Here is an 18,203-nt window from a genome sequence, read left to right as displayed (position 1 = left end):
CCACACTCGCTTCCGCAGCTCAACCTCATGGGCTCTAAACATTAAATCCGCCGTTGCGCTTCAACCTTGAAACCGCCTGGAAAAAACCGTCTGCGTTATAGACACTGACCGACCAGAAGCCGTCGACCGGCACATGGTCTACCTTCATTTTGTACACGGTCGTGCCATCATTTTTGGTCGGCACCACGTTCAGATAGGTAGCGTCCTTTGGCGGGTTCGCTCCCCACGCCGATGCAGCACCGATCAAACGTTGGACCGGGTCTACCTCTCCCTTTAGCCCGAAAGCGCGGCTTGTATCCTTTACTGTGCTGGCGAGCACCAGCAACGCTTCACGAACCTTCTTTTCACTCGCCGGATCCCATTTCGGCACTTCGAATCTACCGGGTCCACCGTTTTGGCTTACCTTGACTGCGTCCTGCAATGCGTGCACGGTCTTTACGTCTTCCTGGTCCGATGGATTCACGAGCGTGCGGATGGCTACGAGCACATAGCGCGTGCCCACTTTCTGCCGAGTAAGTATGTGAGGCCCGGGTACATAGATCGCAGGAGGCGTGTACTGATCCTCAGTAATCACCTGCATGGACATGAACCGTTTTCCAGCATTGGGCAGTGTAATGGTCACCGGGCCAGCGTCCAGATCGAAAACGGCGACCGAGTACATTGTGTCGCGATTCTGGCGAATGACCTTCTGATCATCAAGCGGAGACAGTTCTCGATTGTGATGAAACTTGCCAAAGGCACCGTCTTTGACGACGACTGCACTGAAATAAAGATCGGACTCCGCGCGGACGAAATTGTCGACGGTTACCGGTACGGTCGCATCCGCTGACGGCTGCGTTTGTGCAGCGGCGAAGTTAGCCGTAGAGAGAAGCACCGCAAAGATCATCGTTGTTTTCATCGCTATCCTTCGCTCCATAGAGGCCGCATTCGCCGCGGGGATACATCAATGCACTTCGGTGACGGCAGGGGGAGCCCATTTACCCTGCCTGACAATGTCCTTTGGAACATAGGTTCGGAACGTCAGTGAGAAGCGCTTGCCGGAAGCGGAGGGTAGCCAGTTCGTTTCCGGAACTCCCTTGACCGGGTTCGGACCTATCGCGATTTTCAGCGACCCGTCCCGCTCCGGGGTTAGCTTGGAATAACTGTTGAAATTGAATCGGTTCAGCGAATTGGGCACGACCCGGTAATCCGGAAAACCGACAAGAATCACCGACCAGTAACCGTCGACGACGCTCGAGGGCAATCTGCCGGCGGGAAAATGCATGATGTACGTCTTGCCGCCGTCCAGTGGCTTATTGGCCGCATCGGCCGTTGCAACAAAATAGATAACTTCGTCCGTCGTGTTCGCCCAGATACCGGCGTAATTAGCGATAGTTCGAAGCCGAAAGTCGCTACCGTAGTTTCCGGTCTGCGCACCGCCCACCCAATGGTTGTGAACAGGCCCGCTTCTCGCTAACGCATTCTGGACGAAATCGGGGTCGATTTTGTCGTGCAGCAGTCTGTCGATTTCGGCCCGAGCGTCGGGGCTCGACGCTGCGTAGCCGGCAACGTAGCGGACCTGCTGCTGCATGCGCGCCGCAACAGGCGATACGTCCAGGGCGCTCGCGAGCACGGCATCTACGTTGTCAAAAGCGTCTGCGCCCAGTAGTTTTGCATTGTCAAAGTCGGGTACGCTCGGCGACGGCGACACCGACACGTCGCCCAAGGGAGCCAGCTTGAACTGCTTCTGCAGTGCAAGCGCTGCGTCACGGTCATCTTTTATCTCCACACGAGCAAGCAGTTTCGCCTTGCTCGAATGGAGTTCTATGCGCGCGGCATCGGATGGAATCGGTGCGTTCGAGCCGGGCTTGACCAGCGCGAATTTTCCATAGGGTTTGGACGGGAAGGTTCGCTCGTTGATGTTGGCGATTACTTCTCCCCATTCGTCCAGTATCTGCGCGGTGTAGTAACGCCCCTTGACTTCAGGTACTTCCAGTAGCACCCCGCCGTGGTCATCTGTCGCGATCCACGCTTCCAGATAGGCGACATCGAAGTTTGGGTTGACGAAGTCCGCCGAGCCGGGAGGGTTGTACTTGACGGTGTTCCAGGCGAAACCTGGCGCTTTGCGATCCGTTTCCTCCTGGCGGATCACGAGCAGACGGCCCAGAAGATAGAGATACGCGTCGGACACAGTCTTCTCATCCGGGCGTACAGCGGCCGTCGTCTTCTCCAGCGCGAGGGCCGCGTACAGCACACCTGTTGCCCCGGTCAGGGCCAGAGCTACCACCATGCTCGCGGACACTCGCCTGCTCAAAGCATAAATGTGCATGCGTTACCTCCACTATTGGGGGGCACCACTTTCTGGTCCTGCCGGAGCATTGTTGGAATTTTCTGGGGAAATGGCAAGATTTGGAGTTCAACTGGCGGCCGACATCGAACGTCCGGTCCCACCCTCGGCACCGGCCGTTCAGCCCTGGATTCCGAGGGACGGCTTGTGGCCGACCTGTGCCCGACGTAGTCGGCTCTGGTCGACACCGTGGCGGACATCCGGGTCGCTGCAACTGCAACGGCTCTATGGATCCAACGGCAACTTGTTGACGTTGACCGGTAGGCGAATCCCCGGAGCGTGCCGCCTCCCCGGCTTCCATTGATTTTATATTTCGACAAATATCGAATCATGGAAACTAACCAGACCATTGCCGCTCTGGCGGCACTCGCGCACGAGTCGAGACTCGCAGTCTTTCGCGCCTTAGTGCAGGCAGGCCCCGAAGGCATGCCCGCAGGCCAGATCGCGACGCTGCTGGGTGCCGCGCCGTCGTCCCTTTCCTTCCACCTGAAGGAGCTGTCTCATGCGCAACTCGTCACCAGTCGACAGGAAGGCCGGTTTGTCTACTACCGCGCGAACTTCGACACGATGAACGGCCTGTTGGCCTATCTCACCGAGAACTGCTGTGGCGGCAACCCGTGTACGCCGGCATCGGCGTGTTCTCCCTCTAGGGAAAAGCAGCCATGAAGCGTTTTCACATTCACGTCGCCGTCACGGATCTCACAGCGAGCATCCTGCAAAGCTGAACCTTTCTCCATCGAGTCGTCTCATGAACACCCCCAACATCGCCGCTTCGCGCAGCGCCGCTTCGAAACCAGCCATCAGCTTCTTCGAGCGGTACCTGACCGTCTGGGTCGCGCTGTGCATTGTCGCAGGCATCCTGCTCGGCCAGGTTCAGCCCGGCGTCTTTCGCGCAATTGGCCAGATGGAGTACGCGCACGTCAACCTTCCGGTCGGACTGCTGGTCTGGGTGATGATCATCCCGATGCTGGTCAAGGTCGATTTTGGTTCGCTGCATGAAGTGCGTCAGCATATCCGGGGCATCGGCGTCACGCTCGTCGTGAACTGGCTGGTCAAGCCTTTTACGATGGCGTTCCTCGCCTCGTTGTTCATCAAGCACCTGTTCGCGTCCATGCTCCCCGCGACGCAACTCAACAGCTATGTGGCTGGCCTGATCCTGCTGGCCGCGGCGCCCTGCACGGCAATGGTGTTTGTCTGGAGTCGTCTGACCGGCGGTGACCCGATCTTCACGCTCTCACAGGTCGCGCTCAACGACAGCATTATGGTGGTCGCGTTTGCACCGCTCGTTGGCCTGCTGCTTGGCATTTCCGCCATTACGGTGCCGTGGGCGACGCTGCTCACCTCGGTCGTGCTCTATATTGTCATTCCGGTGATCCTCGCGCAGATCCTGCGTAAAGTCTTGCTCGCCAGAGGCGAGGCCGCGTTTGAGGCAACCATGGCAACGATCGGCCCCTGGTCGGTCACGGCGCTGCTCGCGACATTGGTGTTGTTGTTCGCCTTCCAGGGCGAAGCGATTCTGAAGCAGCCGCTCGTCATCGTACTGCTCGCCGTGCCGATCCTGATCCAGGTGTTCTTCAACTCAGCGCTGGCGTACTGGCTTAATCGCGCGGTCGGCGAAAAGCACAAAATTGCTTGCCCGTCTGCCCTGATCGGAGCGTCGAACTTCTTCGAACTGGCCGTCGCCACGGCAATCGGTCTGTTCGGTTTCAACTCCGGCGCGGCGCTCGCTACCGTCGTCGGCGTGCTGATCGAGGTGCCGGTCATGCTGCTCGTCGTACGCATCGTCAACCGTTCGAAGAACTGGTACGAGTGCGCCTGAGGGCTCGGAAGCGATCACATGAATAATGTCGCCATCTATCCCCATCCGCCGAGCCGTAAGCGCGGCGCGTTCACGCACGAAGACAGCAGAATAAACATCGATGCGGAGGGCAAACGTGTTTGATCTTAAGACCGAACTGCCGCAGGTTGACCTGACGCTGTTCCGCGTTCCCGACATCGACCGCCTTCAGGCCGCGAAAGCTTCGTCGCATGCCCCGCGCATCCTGCTGCTCTATGGCTCGCTGCGTGAACGCTCTTTCAGCCGACTGCTGAGCGAAGAAGCGGCGCGCCTCCTCACGGCGATGGGCGCCGACGTGCAGACATTCAACCCGAGCGGCCTGCCGCTGCCGGACGATGCGCCGGACACTCATCCCAAGGTGGCCGAGCTGCGGAACGTGGTGCTGTGGTCGGAAGGCATGGTGTGGTGCTCGCCGGAGCGTCACGGCGCGATGACCGGCATCATGAAATCGCAGATCGACTGGATTCCGCTTTCGGTCGGCGCGGTCCGGCCGACGCAGGGCAAGACGCTCGCGGTGATGCAGGTAAGCGGCGGCTCGCAGTCGTTCAACGCGGTCAACCAGATGCGCGTGCTCGGACGCTGGATGCGCATGCTGACGATCCCCAACCAGTCGTCGGTGGCTAAGGCGTTCATGGAGTTCGATGAAGCCGGCCGTATGAAACCGTCGGCCTACTTCGATCGGGTCGTGGACGTGATGGAAGAGTTGGTGAAGTTCACGCTGCTGACCCGTGACATCGGCCCGTATCTGGTCGACCGTTATAGCGAAAGAAAGGAAAGTGCCGAGGAGCTGATGAAGCGGGTGTACCAGGCCAGTATCTGACCCCTGCCGCCTTCGATTCCTGATTGTCGTCCGTGCCCTCTAAAACCAACGCATCAACGAAGGTCGCCGCACGAGGACGGAACCCATCATGAAAATAAGAGCCGCTGACAACAACGATCTCGGTGAGATCAGGCGCTTGCTGGCAACATGTGATTTACAAACTGAAGATGTCACGACTGCACTGCTCACGGGATTTCTCGTTTCCGTCAACGAAGGGGAAGCGATAGTTGGAAGCGTATGTCTGGAAACTTTGGGCGCGGATGCGTTGCTCAGATCACTGGCCGTCGCTATGGATCGACGTTCAACGGCCCTCGGCACCTCTCTGCTTCTGGCGATAGAACAGGAAGCCCGGGCACGCGCCTATGCCAGCGTGTGGTTGCTCACCACGAGCGCGCGGCATTTTTTTTTACGTCACGGCTACAGCGCAGTCGATCGGAGCGATGTACCGGGAGAGGTACGCGAAACAGCACAATACGTGCGGCTCTGCCTTTCGTCCGCCGTGTGTATGAGAAAGCACATCGCGCGAGCGATAACATCACGCGCCATTGCGTCCGACGATCGGTTGACGGCCGATTTCGGGGCGCAGCAGCCGCTTGAATGACCACGCGATAGCCCCAACGAAGGGCAGCAAGTGGCCGAGCCCTGACGGATGGCTCACGGTCGGACTTCGGCCATTGCTGACATTGAGGCCAAGTTCGTTTAACGTCCGCAGCCTCGCGGATTGCTGACCTTGGCGGCGTCGCGCGGCGGAACTGCTACTGCCTGCATCAGCGAACTCACCCTCACGACCCACAGCCGCCGGTCGCGCGGTCCGACAGCGAAGGGCCGCTAATGGTCACGCCACCTGAGCCAGCGTCCTTGGGACAGCCATCTCGCTTTTTGTCGCGATCATGGATCACTCGATTTCGGGAATTACAGCACAGTGTTCCCTGATATCGAAAGCTTCCCAGTCCGGAATTTTCTTGTCGAAAATGATTTTGGTTGCGACTCGTACGCCGAGTAGAAGTGCTTGGTCGACAATCTCTTGGCTAGTTAATTGTTCACCACGCACGTTCACCTTTTTTGTTTCGTCGACCTTGCCCGTATGTACGAGTTTGCTTCGGACGCTATACATTTTGTTGACGATGACTTTGTTTATCTCTCGCTCGGAGAGCGTGCCACCCAATAACCGAACACTGCGAACCGTGATTTTATGGGTCATCTCATTGGTTCCCCCGTCGCCTAACAGAGCCTCGAACGCTGTAGCCAACTCAACGGCCTTATCGCCGACGTCGTGCCTCAAATGGGCCTGATTTATTCGCTTCAGCGCCACTCGCATAACGCCTCGAACATCGTCAGGAAGCGCGATGAATTCCCTAACAATACGGCGCGCTTCGTCTGTATTGAGCGCCGGGTAATGGTCGAGCGTATGCCGTGGAAGAATTTCTTGCATTTTAGCTCTATATCCAGTCGAATATTGAAGGTCCGGATCCTCGAATTCAAAATACTGTAACCCGGCCACGATACTGCGAGGTCCGACCAAAGTCAGTGCTAGCATAAGTTCCTGGAAAATATCGTTATCTTTAGAAAACTGCGCGGCTGATTGGGCTTGCTCCGTTTTGGGATCGAATACGAATGGGTCAATTTGACGTCGAACGATGAGCGCGGATCAAATGGACGAAGTGAGATAAACGACGTCAATGATGTCATCGTTCCCTGAGCGGATAGTTTTTCTATCTGACGTTTTTGTTCTCCTTCTGGCAAGTCTTTGAGAGGAACTAGCCGAACTTCGTCGGTCAGGTCAAAGCCTTGTTTGACGGGCGCACCCCACAGAGTCTGAACGTTCCAACCAGTTGTCGACTTGGTGCCGAGCATTTTCAGTAGCCACCCGACGGCTGCTTCCGCTGACTGCCTTTTGAGTGCTTGGATCATTAGCGTTGCGCCAACACGTGGATAAAGGCGAAACGAGCCACGGCCGTCTGAGATCTGCCGCACTGCGTCACCGGGGAATCGCAGATCTGCTTCGATTGCCGGATCGAGTTTCGCGCCGAGTTCATGGATCACTCCCACTGCATCGGCCCATACGTCCATATCTTGGCTTTCCATCGCTTGAAGCAGCCCGACCGGTTTTTGGAATCGGAGTTTGTCAGCCTGCGTGAGCAAGTCTTGTAAAAGTTGGTCGAGCGCATCAGCCATCGTTGGTCCTCGAGCACCTGTATAAGCCGCAGGAGTTTGAACGGGAGCCGTTGTGTGCACACTCATGCGTGATCCGCGGCAACGCGGAGCCGCCGCTGCTTTCGCCAGCACGAAACGCCGGTGGAATGCCTCGGGCGTCGCCCACATGGCGAAGGACGCTCAAGCCTCTCTAGACTTATGCTAGAGGACTAGGGCGACGGAGAGCGGAATCTCTCATGAGCGCAAAGGATACCGACCTGCACAAGGTCAGCGAAGACACTCATATGCTGAATTTGGCACCGGACGACCGAAAGTGTCGTACGCGAAACAACAACTCTTAAAGGTAGATAAGTCTCATATCCTAGAAGCGAGCCGCAACCCCCCTTGCGCCGGCTTTTCAAACGCGTGGGCGTGATCGATCTACATCGTGCTCGCTGCAGATGCGGTTGCATACGGTCCCGCAGGGACTGACTGGCGGGCAGTTCGGAAAACCGCTATTTGGTATAGCGCAGCCAGCTAAAGTCTTAAGACGTTTTGATCGTTTTATTCACAACGCAACGCGATGGAAGTGCGCCTTTTCGAGATTACCGCCGGATCGGGAAGCAAGCAACAGCGAGAAGCCCTCGTTGGCGCTTACAAATCATTTGAACAAGGATTCAGCCGTGGAATTTTTGGGACACTCTTTGTCGCTAATGGACTTGTTTAACAACATGAACGATGAAGGCTTGAAGCCTCCCCCAGCACTTATGGTTACGCGAACGCCATCGTCTGAAATAGTGTTCGAAAACGTTCCATCGCCCGTAATTTTTTTCAAACGCCAATTATCTTTAAGTTGGTCATTGCGGAACACTATCACGCAGTCTTCAGCGGGGCCAGCGGAAAGGCTTAAGCTCTCGGCAATATACGAACAAGATGCGCCTTGAAGCGCGGGAATTGTTCCGGTCTTCTCCAATAACTCCATGACTTTCGAACCATCCAGACCCACTTCACATTCCGCAAAGACGTGCTTCGATATAACCAGGAAGAGCAGGATAGCTGAGCACTTTCTGTACAGCATATCACCTCCCCTGAACCGGTGCGATGTCAAAAGCCGGTTGATCTGGTATTAAAATTCTAGCCTGCGGGCTGCCGTTAATACGTATCTCGTAATTTCCTGGTGGTATTGAAAGATAGTAAATTCCGTCATAGCCAGTTTCGGCCGGGTAGCAAGTCTGCTGTGAATACTCGTTCGCACAGAAATCAACATAGACGCCTTTTGTTGGTCGGCCTGTCTTACTCCCACCGAAGATTTCCGCAGTCGTATCGATTCTGCCACGAACATCGACCGCGAATGCACTTAACGAACTGCACAAGCAGTAGATTGCAAGTAGCCAGCACCGCGCGCTTTTCATGGCTTCACCGCCGAAATAGGAGAAGGAGCAGTCGCTGCGTTCGATGTATATGGGTCTCTCAATAAAACCCACTGTGTCCCTACTCCAGTGATTATTCGCTTCTCCGAGTTGATGCTTACCTTCTGATGATCATTGAGATCAAGCTCAGGCGTCTTACTGACATAGGGTATCGAAAGTCTGATGGTGGGGAACCTGTCCTGCTGGCGGATAACCCAGAAATTGATTTTTCTTCCGTAAAACTGATAATCTGGTTTAATCTCTACTTGCAATTGACTCTTCGACACGTCATCGAGTGCGACTTCAACCGGTTTCTTCGTTGTTGCGTCGATCATGCTTCCACTCACGGGAAGTTCGACTCGCCATGCGGTTCCTTCGGCAAAAGCGCTCTGCTGTCTTGTATCAACCACAGCGTAGATTCCGGCAGTGGCCAATAATAGTACAAAATAGAAAGCTGTTGAACCGACGACATTAAACTTAATACCGAACACAGTTGGGCCCAAATTTGTATTAGCCGTCCCTTGTGCATTATTGCCGTTGCTTCCCCGCTCCGCTTTCGGCGTTAAGAGCCAATAGATGCATGCCGCCGGCAAAAGGGGCAAGAGTACTATGTACGCGGTGAGGAGTGCCGCCATCGCCAAACACCAAGTTTGTTATCGAAGAGCGCGCCAAAGCTATCTAACCACCGAGCGTTGAACTGCTCTATGGGCATTCAGACTCGCGTAAGCGCACTTGAATCAGATTAATCGACGCCCGGTGAAATGCAAGGAAATCAATCTATAGGGTAAACCGTCAGCATTTTTTGCCCAACATGTTTGGTATCGCACTGACTTGAATCCCTGTCTGCTGGGCGGGTTATTGTCAAGCTGCGCTATCTCAGTACAGTGTTCCACGTTGTGAATCCACATTACGGAAGATACGCAGAAATTCATTGAAGGGGAGGCCCCGACACGCGCATGCACCTGCGCGCAAGCATTTCCTATTGGCTCACGGGCATGTCGACGGCAGGCGTGGAACAAAGCTAACCAGTTCCAGCCGGCCCCCGTTGATTAGAGAGAACCCGCCATCCATGACGCCGCTGTCCAGATACGCCGGATCAGGTGCAATATTCTGGCCGCGCCGCGTGCCGAGGTTACATGCTGATCTTGATTCTGTGACGACGATCCCTTCGAACCCGGTGTGCAGTTTTCCCGCGACGGGCTCTCCTGTATGGCGTCAACTACTGTGGCCGCCCGTGACAGAACAATTGTCGCCGCGCATTTTCCAGTCAGTTGTTTCCACATCGGGATTGGCGCGCCAATCGAAGGGCCTCAGACATCGCGAACAGCCCAAGACTAGCGAAGAAGGCATTCGGCCATCGCGTGTGATCTCGGAGGCAGCGACCCTGAGCCGGACGATGAAGCTGTCGGCGCAAGATCGCTCGCAGACGCCGACGAACAAAGCCGTCGACGGACGAGAAGGTGTAGCGGTGGGCGTGCTTGAAATAGCCAAACCGGCTCTTCGTCACCGCCTTTGGGCGGGAGCTGGAGCTGTGCAACAGCTATACGCTTAACGGCCTGCCATTGGTCCGCATCTATCTGGGCACTTCGGCAGGTTAGCAGTAGTTCTTGGGTATCGGCGCGCCACGCACTTTCTGGGTGGGCTTGAGGTATGCGTGGAACTAGTCGTTGCGGTTGCGTCCGAGATGCAGGGCTAAGCTTGTTGGGCGCGGTGACTGCGAGCACTTCGCGGCACCGCGCACACAGGCTAGGCTAAGCACTTGGGCGATCTTCATTGGATAAGTCTTCAGACACATTTGGGCGGCGACGGGCTTCCTTTATCCTGGGTGCGCATACCAACGACGTCACGAATGGTTTGCTCTTGCGGGCCGACTTGCACAAGCTCTTCGACCTGCATATGTTCCGTATTGATCCGCAAACCCGCACCGTCCATCCAACTCAGGCAGCGTGGGTCGCGCGCAGTCTCAAGCCTGTTGCCCGTCAGACGGTGGGCTATTGCAGCTATCGACCGGGTGCGGCGGGTTGACCTTTAACTCCGCCGTCTCTCGTCCTCTATAGCCCTGTGAAAGAAAAAGTATCCCTGATGGCTCGTGATACCGAACCGTCATACCACATTCCAGAAATGGTATTTCGGCAGCCTTAGGGTGCTCAGTCAAGGCAGACGCGCCCTCCCGAATCATCTCTCGAATAACAAAGCCAGAGCCCGCCTGCATCAGGGGCCAAAGGGAATCTCGCAACAATCCCCACAAGAATATCACCCGCCTGCCTGAATGCCACTCTAGCCCGGGACCCGCGACAGTTTCGAATTTGTCCGGCCTGTCGAGGCCTAAGGCGGCACTTTCAGAGAGCGGCTGAAGCGCCCGTATGAGCAAAATAAGCGCGTCGGTATCGGATTGATACGGCACAATCCCGTGTATCAACGACGCCACAATTTCACGCGGAACCTTGTCGATGACGTATTGCATCGATACGGGATAGCCATACGACCCAAGGATATTTAAAGCGACGCGTGTCATTGCCCAGCAAGGCTCGATACTTCTGGTGAAACTTCGGAGATCTTCCCTGCTTTGCCATCTGCTTCGACTCTGAGCTAGCGCGTCGTCGAAACAACACTGAAACGTCGTAGCTAGCGCCCAAATCGTATTCTTAATCTGTGGGCAACTGTCTGACGTCAACCAATCGTGGTCGTCATCCTTTACCATTTGGTCCATGGCAGTTATGACCGCCGCGGCCCTCAACGCTTTCTCTATATCTGACTCGGCCAGTGGAGATAAATTCTCTCTCCAGTTTTCAGGGAGTCTGCTCCAAACGGCCGCGCTTGAAAACAGGGCCTGGACTAAGGCATTAATATGCGGCGGTTTGAATTCCACACGAGGATAGGCATCCTCCAGCACCTCAAAATCGGTGATCTTCGCGCTCAGCGCTTCGATTAACTCAACTGAAAAATTCCACCGGGCCTCGGCTAGCTCTCGCACCTCGCTGCGCGAGAGGTTTCCTGTTATAAGGTGATACACCTTTGCTCGCTCGCGTTTCCCGCCTGCATACTTATCGACGAGCGGAAGCTTGCTCGCAAATTCGCGTATGGCGAATCCGCCGTAGTCAATTAATTCCGCAAGCAGCGCACGGTCGCTGAGAATACGAAAGGTTTCGGCAGCATAGGGGTTCTTCTTTGCAGCGACTACCGCACCGAAACATGATTCCAGCTCTACAGCGAGTCCACGCAATAAATCGCGGTCACCACGCGCTACCCACATGGACACGACGGCGTTGAAGTCTTTGGCGGTGCCGCGACTGTAACTCAAGGGGCGGAAGTACGCGAGCGCTAACAATACGACACATGCAGCAAAGCAGATCGCAGCGAGCAATTCCCACCACACAGGCCATGCAATAAGTGGCAAATGGAGCGCTGCCAGGCTGCGTTGGAGCAGTGCTGCGAACACCGCGAATACCGTGAACACGAAGGAAAGGGTGACTAGCGCGACTACGTACCTCACCCGGCTACGGCGCAAGGCGAAGCGCAGCCGCATGGTCGGCGAGCTCAGTTGTGTGAACGCAAGAATCAGTGCTATCGCGGCGAGGGCATCGCCCAGGGTCAAATACACCGTGCTGGGTCCACCCGGGGCATAATCACAGGGCTGCAGCCAGCTCAAATCGAGACAATGACGAACAACTTGCGCGGCGACAGTCATCGGGTCCTCACGCGGTAGGCAACGGCGATCTCGCCGGGAGCTTCTTCGCAAGAATACTGCAAATCGGCTGAGGTCCCGCACAGCTATCCGATAGGCGTTCGCCATCAGTCCGGCGGACTAGAGGGGCTGTGTACAAGTTCTGAAGCCATTCGATTTATTTTTCCGGAGACGACCAGTCTCCAGCAAAGCCTAAGCGGTCGACAATTGCGTTAAGCGTTTGTCGATGCCTTAAGGACTCAGCTTCAGGATGAAGTACGCGATGCTTCGCGCCTTCTTTGATCTTTTCGGGTGAGATTCCGCGCCGCGCAGAAGGAGGTAACCGAGACGGCGCTCGTCAGATTTGAGGGTATCAGACACACTGTTCTCCAAACGAATTCATCCCCTCCCCAAGGCCGCCAGTGTGGGAACGTGATGAAGTTGGATTGTTAGTGCGTTGATAGTCGTTCGGGTTTTCGCAACGAGGAGAGCTTGCTTTCGGCGTTGGCGGCGCCGACGATCCCGCAGGGCGTCTCCGAGCCCTTAATTTCAGATTAACCTAACCGCCAAAGGAGAGTCAATAAAATTTATCGGTGTCGTGGATTCCGAGCTCATATTGAATTTTCTCGGGTTTCATAGACTCGACGCAGTCTGCTTTCTCTACTACATCAGTCGGTCCAGCACAAATGACCGGACGGCTGCAGTGGCCGCCAAGGAACGCTTCACTGTTGGGAATCGAATGGCCGGTTCCTGAGTGGAACTGACGCCTGAGCGTCTGAGCGACGTTGCATGCGAACGGCGCTTCATGGCCGTATGTTCGCGTTCCGACTCGCCACCGAAAGCCTGACATGGGCAACCCAAACGAGCGCTCTGTAGAAGGTTCATCGAGCTGGCTCTCTCGGCCAATTTCTGCCGGTCGTCGCTTCCACAAAACAGCAATACGCGAGACCGTTTTCGGTCGGAGACTTGCCAGATTGCCGTCTGCACGAGGACGTCAATTCTCCTTGGCGCCCGGTAGAAGATTACGGTCTTTGTCGAGCCGCGTGAGAACCGCGCGCCGCGATTCGCGGCACACTTGCAGAGAATCAAAGTAGGACCGCATCGAGTTTTCAGTATTGCCGGACATCCACATGAACACGGTCTTGTCCGCGATGGTGCCGTATTGCTCCGTATGAGTGTTGCCCTTGCCGTAGCGCCGCCACATGTCCTGAATCGGGTCCGTGCTCGGCTTCACGCAATCGGGCTCGTCGTGGTCCAGTGGGTTGAACGAGTACCACGTCTTCGCGTTGGCGATTGTGCTCGTCACAAGAAATGCGGCCAGCAGTACTTTTTTCATTGTTGATCCCCGTGCAAACGCCGGGAATGATACCCGATGCGGCACGCGGTTTTTCGCGGCCGAGCGCCCGCTGAATCAGCCACAGAGGTTCGGTGCTTCGCCAGACCGCCGTTCGGTTATTATTCTGCCCCGTTGTAATGCACATTCCTAAAAATGCACGGGGGAAGTAAGTGAATAAGCTCTATGCGACGGCAGTGGCCGTCCTCCTGGCCGTGAGCGTCACGGGCGCGCTCGCAGCGCAACCCAGCAAGAAGCCGCACGCGGCGGCGCAAAGCACGAAGGCAAGCGGCCCGGCCGGTTATGGGGCACTTAGGCTCGGGATGTCGCGTACCGACGTCGAAGCGCTACAAGCGTCCGATGGCATCTATCTCACGGATGCGTTGACGGTCGCAGCGCCGAACGAAAAATTCCCGTTGAGGGACGGCGAAGAAGCGTTCGACGCGCACGTCATGACGCCGGTTGGTACAGACGCCACTGGCGCGCACTTGACGTTCACGAACGGGAAGTTGACGAGCCTTACCATTGACCTCGACTCCTTCCAGTCTCAAGAAGTCAGCAAGCAGCTTGCGGGCAAGTATGGCACCGGCACGGCCGATGATGACATGCAGGAAGAGGAGTGCCGATACGGCAACGGCACGAACTTTAAAATCAGCTACGGCATTCAGAGCATAGTGTGGCGCCAGCGCGTCTCGTCGACGCGAGAAATCGCGACGACGCTCTCCAACCTGCGCATCGAAATGTGTCCGGCGAGTTTGAGGTCGCCGAAAATCGGCCCGATTGAGAGAAGGTGGGTCAACCTCAAGATAGTTGACCCGCAGGACGAAGCGAAGAAGAACCTATTCTGAGCGGACAGAAAAGAGAGAAACGACCGTTTCAAGCGATCCTCATCCCTTCTCTGGGTGGACCGTTTTGCATATTGGGGCGGCGATTTCTTCGTAGACAGTCCCCGGCGGCGCTGGGATGTGGACCGTCTTCGCGCTCTGGTCGATAACTTCTCCGGACGCGTCGTAGGAGATGGAACTGTCGATTGCGACGCTCGGGCCGTCGCACGGGTAGTTGAGATGCATCACGAGCGTCTTGAGTTGTCGACGAGCGGGGTCGGGCTTGTCCAACACATACTTCGCCCATACTGCGATGCTGTCCGGACCCGCTGTCCTGATGGAGGTCGTGTCTACGTACCACGTCATGTTTTGCTGCGTCCCGAACCGAATCCAGTTCGGTTGGGTCGCCCTCGCCTGTGTGCAACAGAGCGCAATCGCCACTGCGGCGAACGCTTTTCCTTTCATAGCCCCCTCGACTTGTTGTTTTTGCTCGCGAGCGGTGCGGAGGTGTGCGGGCCGCGGTCGTGGCGTCTTCAGGCTCCTGGCAAACGGCGTCGGGCCGAATGCCGGCGACCCGTAGCGCACGTTGAGCCGAGCATAACGCCGTCGTAGTAGCCGCACAAAGCGGCGGCGACCTCAATGTGAAGCATTCTCGGTCGGACTGAATTCGGCCATGAAGCTACCTTCGACTCGGGCGAGAGTTGATCATTCGCATGTCCATCTACGTTCAGTTAGCAGCCGCTCGTGTGTCCACGATCCGACGCCGATGGGTCCGCTCGGACGTACCTCTTCAAGCTAAATTTCATGCAGGGGCCGCGCATCGATAGACAGCCCCTCCTCGGAAATCAAGCAGTACTGCAGTCATGCCTACTGTCGAAAAGCCGCCCGCAACCGTCTCGCGTTCATCGAGCCCCCGGCCTACACGCAGCGGTCTGACCCGCACAGGGTGGAGAGTCCGGACGTATGCGTAAGCTTTGATAAATCATCGATATGCATGATTGACGCGCGCCGCTCGTCGTTGCTAAACTGTGCATATCGATACTATGCACACTAATTATGAGCGAGAGCAACTCACAGGCTGCGGCCACCTTTCTGGCGCCCCCTTCGATAGAAGTTTTCCGGCAAGACCTTGTGGAGATGTACCTGTTCCAGCTTGGGAATCTGGCCTGGATGGTCGGAGAGCCGGCGGCGAACCGTTTGCTTCAGCGTGAACCATCGGTAGGCTTGCTTAACCTTGGTGGCAATGCCGCAGAAGTCGGGCTGACCTACGAGGATATCCGGGGGGCCAACCTCGCCAAGGCGATGGAGTTGCTATACCACTTTGCTTACTTCGGTCGCCTCGACGAAAGCGCCGAATTCATGGGCGAAGAAAGCATCTACAACTGGCTAGCAGCGATTCTCTTTGACGTCCGGCAAAGTCAGACAGCGACTTACCGGGATAACCAGTACCAGTGCAAAACACTGGAATCGGCGGAACGGTGTGTGGTCGTTGCTGAGCTGGCGAACGCTCGAAATATTCTCGAGGGTGGAGAGTCGTTTTTTCATTTCAGCCGAGCGAACACCAAAGACGAGCCGGCGTTTGACGATTATCTGACCGTGCGGCAACTCGCGCTGCTAGCCGGTATGGAAGAGATGAGCATTCGCGCGGCAGCCAACAAGAATCGCGCGAATGCCCTAAAGACAATCCCTGAGGAAGGCCGTACGCGATTTGAGATTGGCGTCGCCAAAGAGTGGTTGCGCTCGAAAGGGAGATACGTCCCGATCACACGGTATCAAAGCGAAGGAGATGTCGACCTGGCAAGGCGACGATTCGCGAATCCCGCAGACTTGTGGGAGGTGCTGAATGCCCGGCTGGAGTTTCTTAGCCGAAGCGAGGATGGAAACGAGCTTGCCGCCAGGATCGGGGACCTCGGGCTTTCGTTATTACCTGCCGGTGTCGGTGGACAGTCGTTCGTGGTGTCGGAAGCGCAGATGCACGATTCCAACACCATGAAGGCGCTCGCAAACGTGCTGCGCCTGCCTGGACATTTATTGGTGCTTCGCATGCGCGAAGCATTCGCGCGCGCAGAACTTGCCGCTGTGGAACAAAGCCTGCGCGACATCCAAACGGGATAACTCGGTCGACCAGCGAGGCCGCGAATCAGAACAAGAGGTCTCCGTGATGATCACCGTCCATACGAGCACAAAATTGCAGGGGGGATTCTCTTGGCAATCGTCCAATGGCTAATCGAGTACGGTGCGACCGAATACAACGGAAGCACCTGCCGGCGGTACTTTGAAGGCCGCGAGACAGCTTATGTGTCGGTACCTTGGCGCGCAGAGGTTGTTGATCGACTGGGCAGCTCGATGAATCGTTACCTAGTCGAGGGGCAACAGGGTGAAGTTGTCACCGTTGCATACCGCTTGAATCGGATAACGATGCGGTAAACCAGAAGTAGACGTCTCCTTCATGGAAATAAAAATGCTGCTAATCAAAGCACTCATCTATAAGCCAATCGGCGGCTACTGGCTTGGGGAAATCGGGTTCTTGCAGATGGTCTTCCAGGTGTTGACCCGCTGGTGCCTGATCATGGCGATTGCGCTAGCTGTGATCTTCGCCTACATCGCGACGGCGCCAGGAGTGATGACCGGCAAGTTCGGCGCCAAGAACCATGAAGCGGAAGATCGAGCCGCACGTGAAGCCGCCTTCCAGGAACGCAAGCTTCAGCGAAGCACGCTGCGATAAGGCGCCACCTGTCATTCAAACAACAATCCTTCAACGCGTCGTCCATAGAGCTTAAAACCATGCATAGCTACTTGTCCGCCAGCGAAATCAAGCAGTTCATTGAACAACGATTTCCTCGCCTTGTTCCAAAGGTCAATGGTAAATCCGACAGCTACTATCTTGACCACGTGCGCGAAAAGCGTGATTCCACGCGAATCCTTCGCGTGAAGCGCCGCAGTTGCGAAATCAAGCTTGTTGTCTCGACCCCAAAGGGCGGCAGGCTCGCCCGGCAGGGCGAGGTGATATCCAATACCGACACCCTCGCCAGCATCATTGCCGACGAAATCGCGCTCTTCGAATCCGGACGAGCCATTGCTTCGCCCCTGGCAGCCATTAACTCGCCCAAGGCAGCCGTTTGCTCGCCTCGCCCGTCAAGCGACCAGAGAGCCGTCGCGTTGGTCAGCGGCGACACCGCATTCCAGTTTGATCGCGACGAGAACGGTGTCGACCCTTTCCTACGCCTGCTTTACTACTGGGAAATTCGCAATGCGAGCGGCGAGATCGCGGGCCGCTATGTGGGCAAGGCGGCTGACGGCAGCCGCCCATGGAGGCGCTATCCCAGGCGCGTAGAAAATCTCCTGCGCGGCGATTCCTATGGACGCTCTATTCACCATGCGCTTGCGGAGTCTGTCTTACAACGACACCGTGCCAAGGTCACGTTTCTTTGCAACGTTCCATCCGACGCGGACATAGACACGTGGGAAAAGCACGCGATCGCCGTGCTCGACTGCTACGGGAATCGACCGGATCAGCGCAACCGTACCGCCGGGAGACAACTGTCCGAAAAGATAGTCCCGCAAGCTCTCGTTCAGGCCCTCACCGCCCTCCGCGCCTGACGATCGACGGTGTAATCGAGTAGGGTGAGGGGGGCACTCCCTCAGCCCTCTCACACTACCGTACGTGCGGTTCCATATACGGAGGTTCACAAACGAGACTGCAAGCTCCGCTGAGTATTTAGCAGCGAGATCAGGCCCATGGCGCCGAAATGGCTCTTGGGAAACGTATCACACATATGTTGAACCGCCCCGGAAATGTAGGAGACTTTGGATCTTGGCTGTATCTGGAGATTTAAAGCATGGAAAGCGAAGGCAAG

General features: G+C 56.3%; 18 protein-coding genes. 9 read left to right on the top strand and 9 right to left on the bottom strand.

Annotation, left to right across the window (positions count from 1 at the left end):
* Window positions 1–34 precede the first annotated feature (34 nt).
* Window positions 35–898 carry a DUF1254 domain-containing protein gene (locus AWB79_RS37420; RefSeq protein ID WP_082862598.1) on the bottom strand — a complete coding sequence of 288 codons (864 nt, stop codon included), beginning with the start codon at window positions 896–898 and terminating at the stop codon, window positions 35–37.
* 45 nt (window positions 899–943) lie between these two features.
* Window positions 944–2,269 carry a DUF1214 domain-containing protein gene (locus tag AWB79_RS37415; protein WP_082862597.1) on the bottom strand — a complete coding sequence of 442 codons (1,326 nt, stop codon included), beginning with the start codon at window positions 2,267–2,269 and terminating at the stop codon, window positions 944–946.
* A gap of 387 nt (window positions 2,270–2,656) precedes the next feature.
* Between AWB79_RS37415 and AWB79_RS37410 the strand changes: the two genes are divergently transcribed.
* The 4 genes from AWB79_RS37410 (at window position 2,657) to arsN2 (ending at window position 5,584) form a co-directional block, all read left to right on the top strand.
* Window positions 2,657–2,992, top strand: coding sequence for an ArsR/SmtB family transcription factor (locus tag AWB79_RS37410; RefSeq protein ID WP_061172506.1), 336 nt, complete (start codon window positions 2,657–2,659; stop codon window positions 2,990–2,992).
* Window positions 2,993–3,074: 82 nt separating this feature from the next.
* The gene (arsB, locus tag AWB79_RS37405; protein WP_061172505.1) at window positions 3,075–4,145 is read left to right on the top strand and encodes an ACR3 family arsenite efflux transporter; all 1,071 of its coding nucleotides are present in this window, start codon (window positions 3,075–3,077) and stop codon (window positions 4,143–4,145) included.
* 100 nt (window positions 4,146–4,245) lie between these two features.
* Window positions 4,246–4,983, top strand: a complete 738-nt coding sequence (arsH, locus tag AWB79_RS37400) for an arsenical resistance protein ArsH (RefSeq protein ID WP_074169492.1) — start codon at window positions 4,246–4,248, stop codon at window positions 4,981–4,983.
* A gap of 88 nt (window positions 4,984–5,071) precedes the next feature.
* A complete protein-coding gene (arsN2, locus tag AWB79_RS37395; protein WP_063963631.1) occupies window positions 5,072–5,584 on the top strand; it encodes an arsenic resistance N-acetyltransferase ArsN2 in 513 nt (170 codons plus the stop codon).
* Between the two features lie 294 nt (window positions 5,585–5,878).
* Here the strand turns inward: arsN2 and AWB79_RS37390 are convergent, their stop codons facing one another.
* The 4 genes from AWB79_RS37390 to AWB79_RS37380 form a co-directional block, all read right to left on the bottom strand.
* Complete coding sequence (locus tag AWB79_RS37390; protein WP_061172503.1) at window positions 5,879–6,415, bottom strand: HEPN domain-containing protein; 537 nt, start codon at window positions 6,413–6,415, stop codon at window positions 5,879–5,881.
* Between the two features lie 98 nt (window positions 6,416–6,513).
* A complete protein-coding gene (locus AWB79_RS39915; protein WP_157695938.1) occupies window positions 6,514–7,158 on the bottom strand; it encodes a hypothetical protein in 645 nt (214 codons plus the stop codon).
* 619 nt (window positions 7,159–7,777) lie between these two features.
* Entirely contained in the window at window positions 7,778–8,194 is a 417-nt protein-coding gene (locus AWB79_RS37385) for a hypothetical protein (protein ID WP_061172502.1), read from the bottom strand.
* 330 nt (window positions 8,195–8,524) lie between these two features.
* Window positions 8,525–9,160: a hypothetical protein gene (locus AWB79_RS37380; RefSeq protein WP_061172501.1), complete on the bottom strand. Its 636-nt coding sequence runs from the start codon at window positions 9,158–9,160 to the stop codon at window positions 8,525–8,527.
* A 1,138-nt stretch (window positions 9,161–10,298) separates the two neighbouring features.
* On the opposite strand from AWB79_RS37380, the gene AWB79_RS40880 reads away from it, so the two are divergent.
* Window positions 10,299–10,550: an HNH endonuclease signature motif containing protein gene (locus AWB79_RS40880; RefSeq protein WP_074169491.1), complete on the top strand. Its 252-nt coding sequence runs from the start codon at window positions 10,299–10,301 to the stop codon at window positions 10,548–10,550.
* On the opposite strand, the gene AWB79_RS37375 is transcribed toward AWB79_RS40880, so the two are convergent.
* Entirely contained in the window at window positions 10,489–12,213 is a 1,725-nt protein-coding gene (locus AWB79_RS37375) for a hypothetical protein (protein ID WP_061172500.1), read from the bottom strand. The genes AWB79_RS40880 and AWB79_RS37375 overlap by 62 nt on opposite strands.
* 970 nt (window positions 12,214–13,183) lie before the next feature.
* On the bottom strand, window positions 13,184–13,525 hold the full coding sequence (locus tag AWB79_RS37370; protein WP_061172499.1) for a hypothetical protein: 342 nt from the start codon (window positions 13,523–13,525) through the stop codon (window positions 13,184–13,186).
* A 170-nt stretch (window positions 13,526–13,695) separates the two neighbouring features.
* On the opposite strand from AWB79_RS37370, the gene AWB79_RS37365 reads away from it, so the two are divergent.
* The gene (locus AWB79_RS37365; protein ID WP_061172498.1) at window positions 13,696–14,370 is read left to right on the top strand and encodes a hypothetical protein; all 675 of its coding nucleotides are present in this window, start codon (window positions 13,696–13,698) and stop codon (window positions 14,368–14,370) included.
* 39 nt (window positions 14,371–14,409) lie between these two features.
* Here the strand turns inward: AWB79_RS37365 and AWB79_RS37360 are convergent, their stop codons facing one another.
* The gene (locus tag AWB79_RS37360; protein WP_061172497.1) at window positions 14,410–14,811 is read right to left on the bottom strand and encodes a surface-adhesin E family protein; all 402 of its coding nucleotides are present in this window, start codon (window positions 14,809–14,811) and stop codon (window positions 14,410–14,412) included.
* Window positions 14,812–15,402: 591 nt separating this feature from the next.
* Between AWB79_RS37360 and AWB79_RS37355 the strand changes: the two genes are divergently transcribed.
* From AWB79_RS37355 to AWB79_RS37345, 3 genes are all read left to right on the top strand, one after another.
* Window positions 15,403–16,461: a hypothetical protein gene (locus AWB79_RS37355; protein ID WP_061172496.1), complete on the top strand. Its 1,059-nt coding sequence runs from the start codon at window positions 15,403–15,405 to the stop codon at window positions 16,459–16,461.
* A 346-nt stretch (window positions 16,462–16,807) separates the two neighbouring features.
* A complete protein-coding gene (locus AWB79_RS37350) occupies window positions 16,808–17,071 on the top strand; it encodes a hypothetical protein (protein ID WP_061172495.1) in 264 nt (87 codons plus the stop codon).
* 59 nt (window positions 17,072–17,130) lie between these two features.
* Complete coding sequence (locus tag AWB79_RS37345) at window positions 17,131–17,946, top strand: hypothetical protein (protein WP_061172494.1); 816 nt, start codon at window positions 17,131–17,133, stop codon at window positions 17,944–17,946.
* The last annotated feature ends 257 nt before the right edge of the window (window positions 17,947–18,203 follow it).

Origin of the sequence: Caballeronia hypogeia (assembly GCF_001544875.2) — a bacterium.
GTDB classification, from domain to species: domain Bacteria; phylum Pseudomonadota; class Gammaproteobacteria; order Burkholderiales; family Burkholderiaceae; genus Caballeronia; species Caballeronia hypogeia.
Note: the sequence above shows the minus strand (reverse complement) of the source record. Positions and strands in the feature narration are given on the sequence as shown.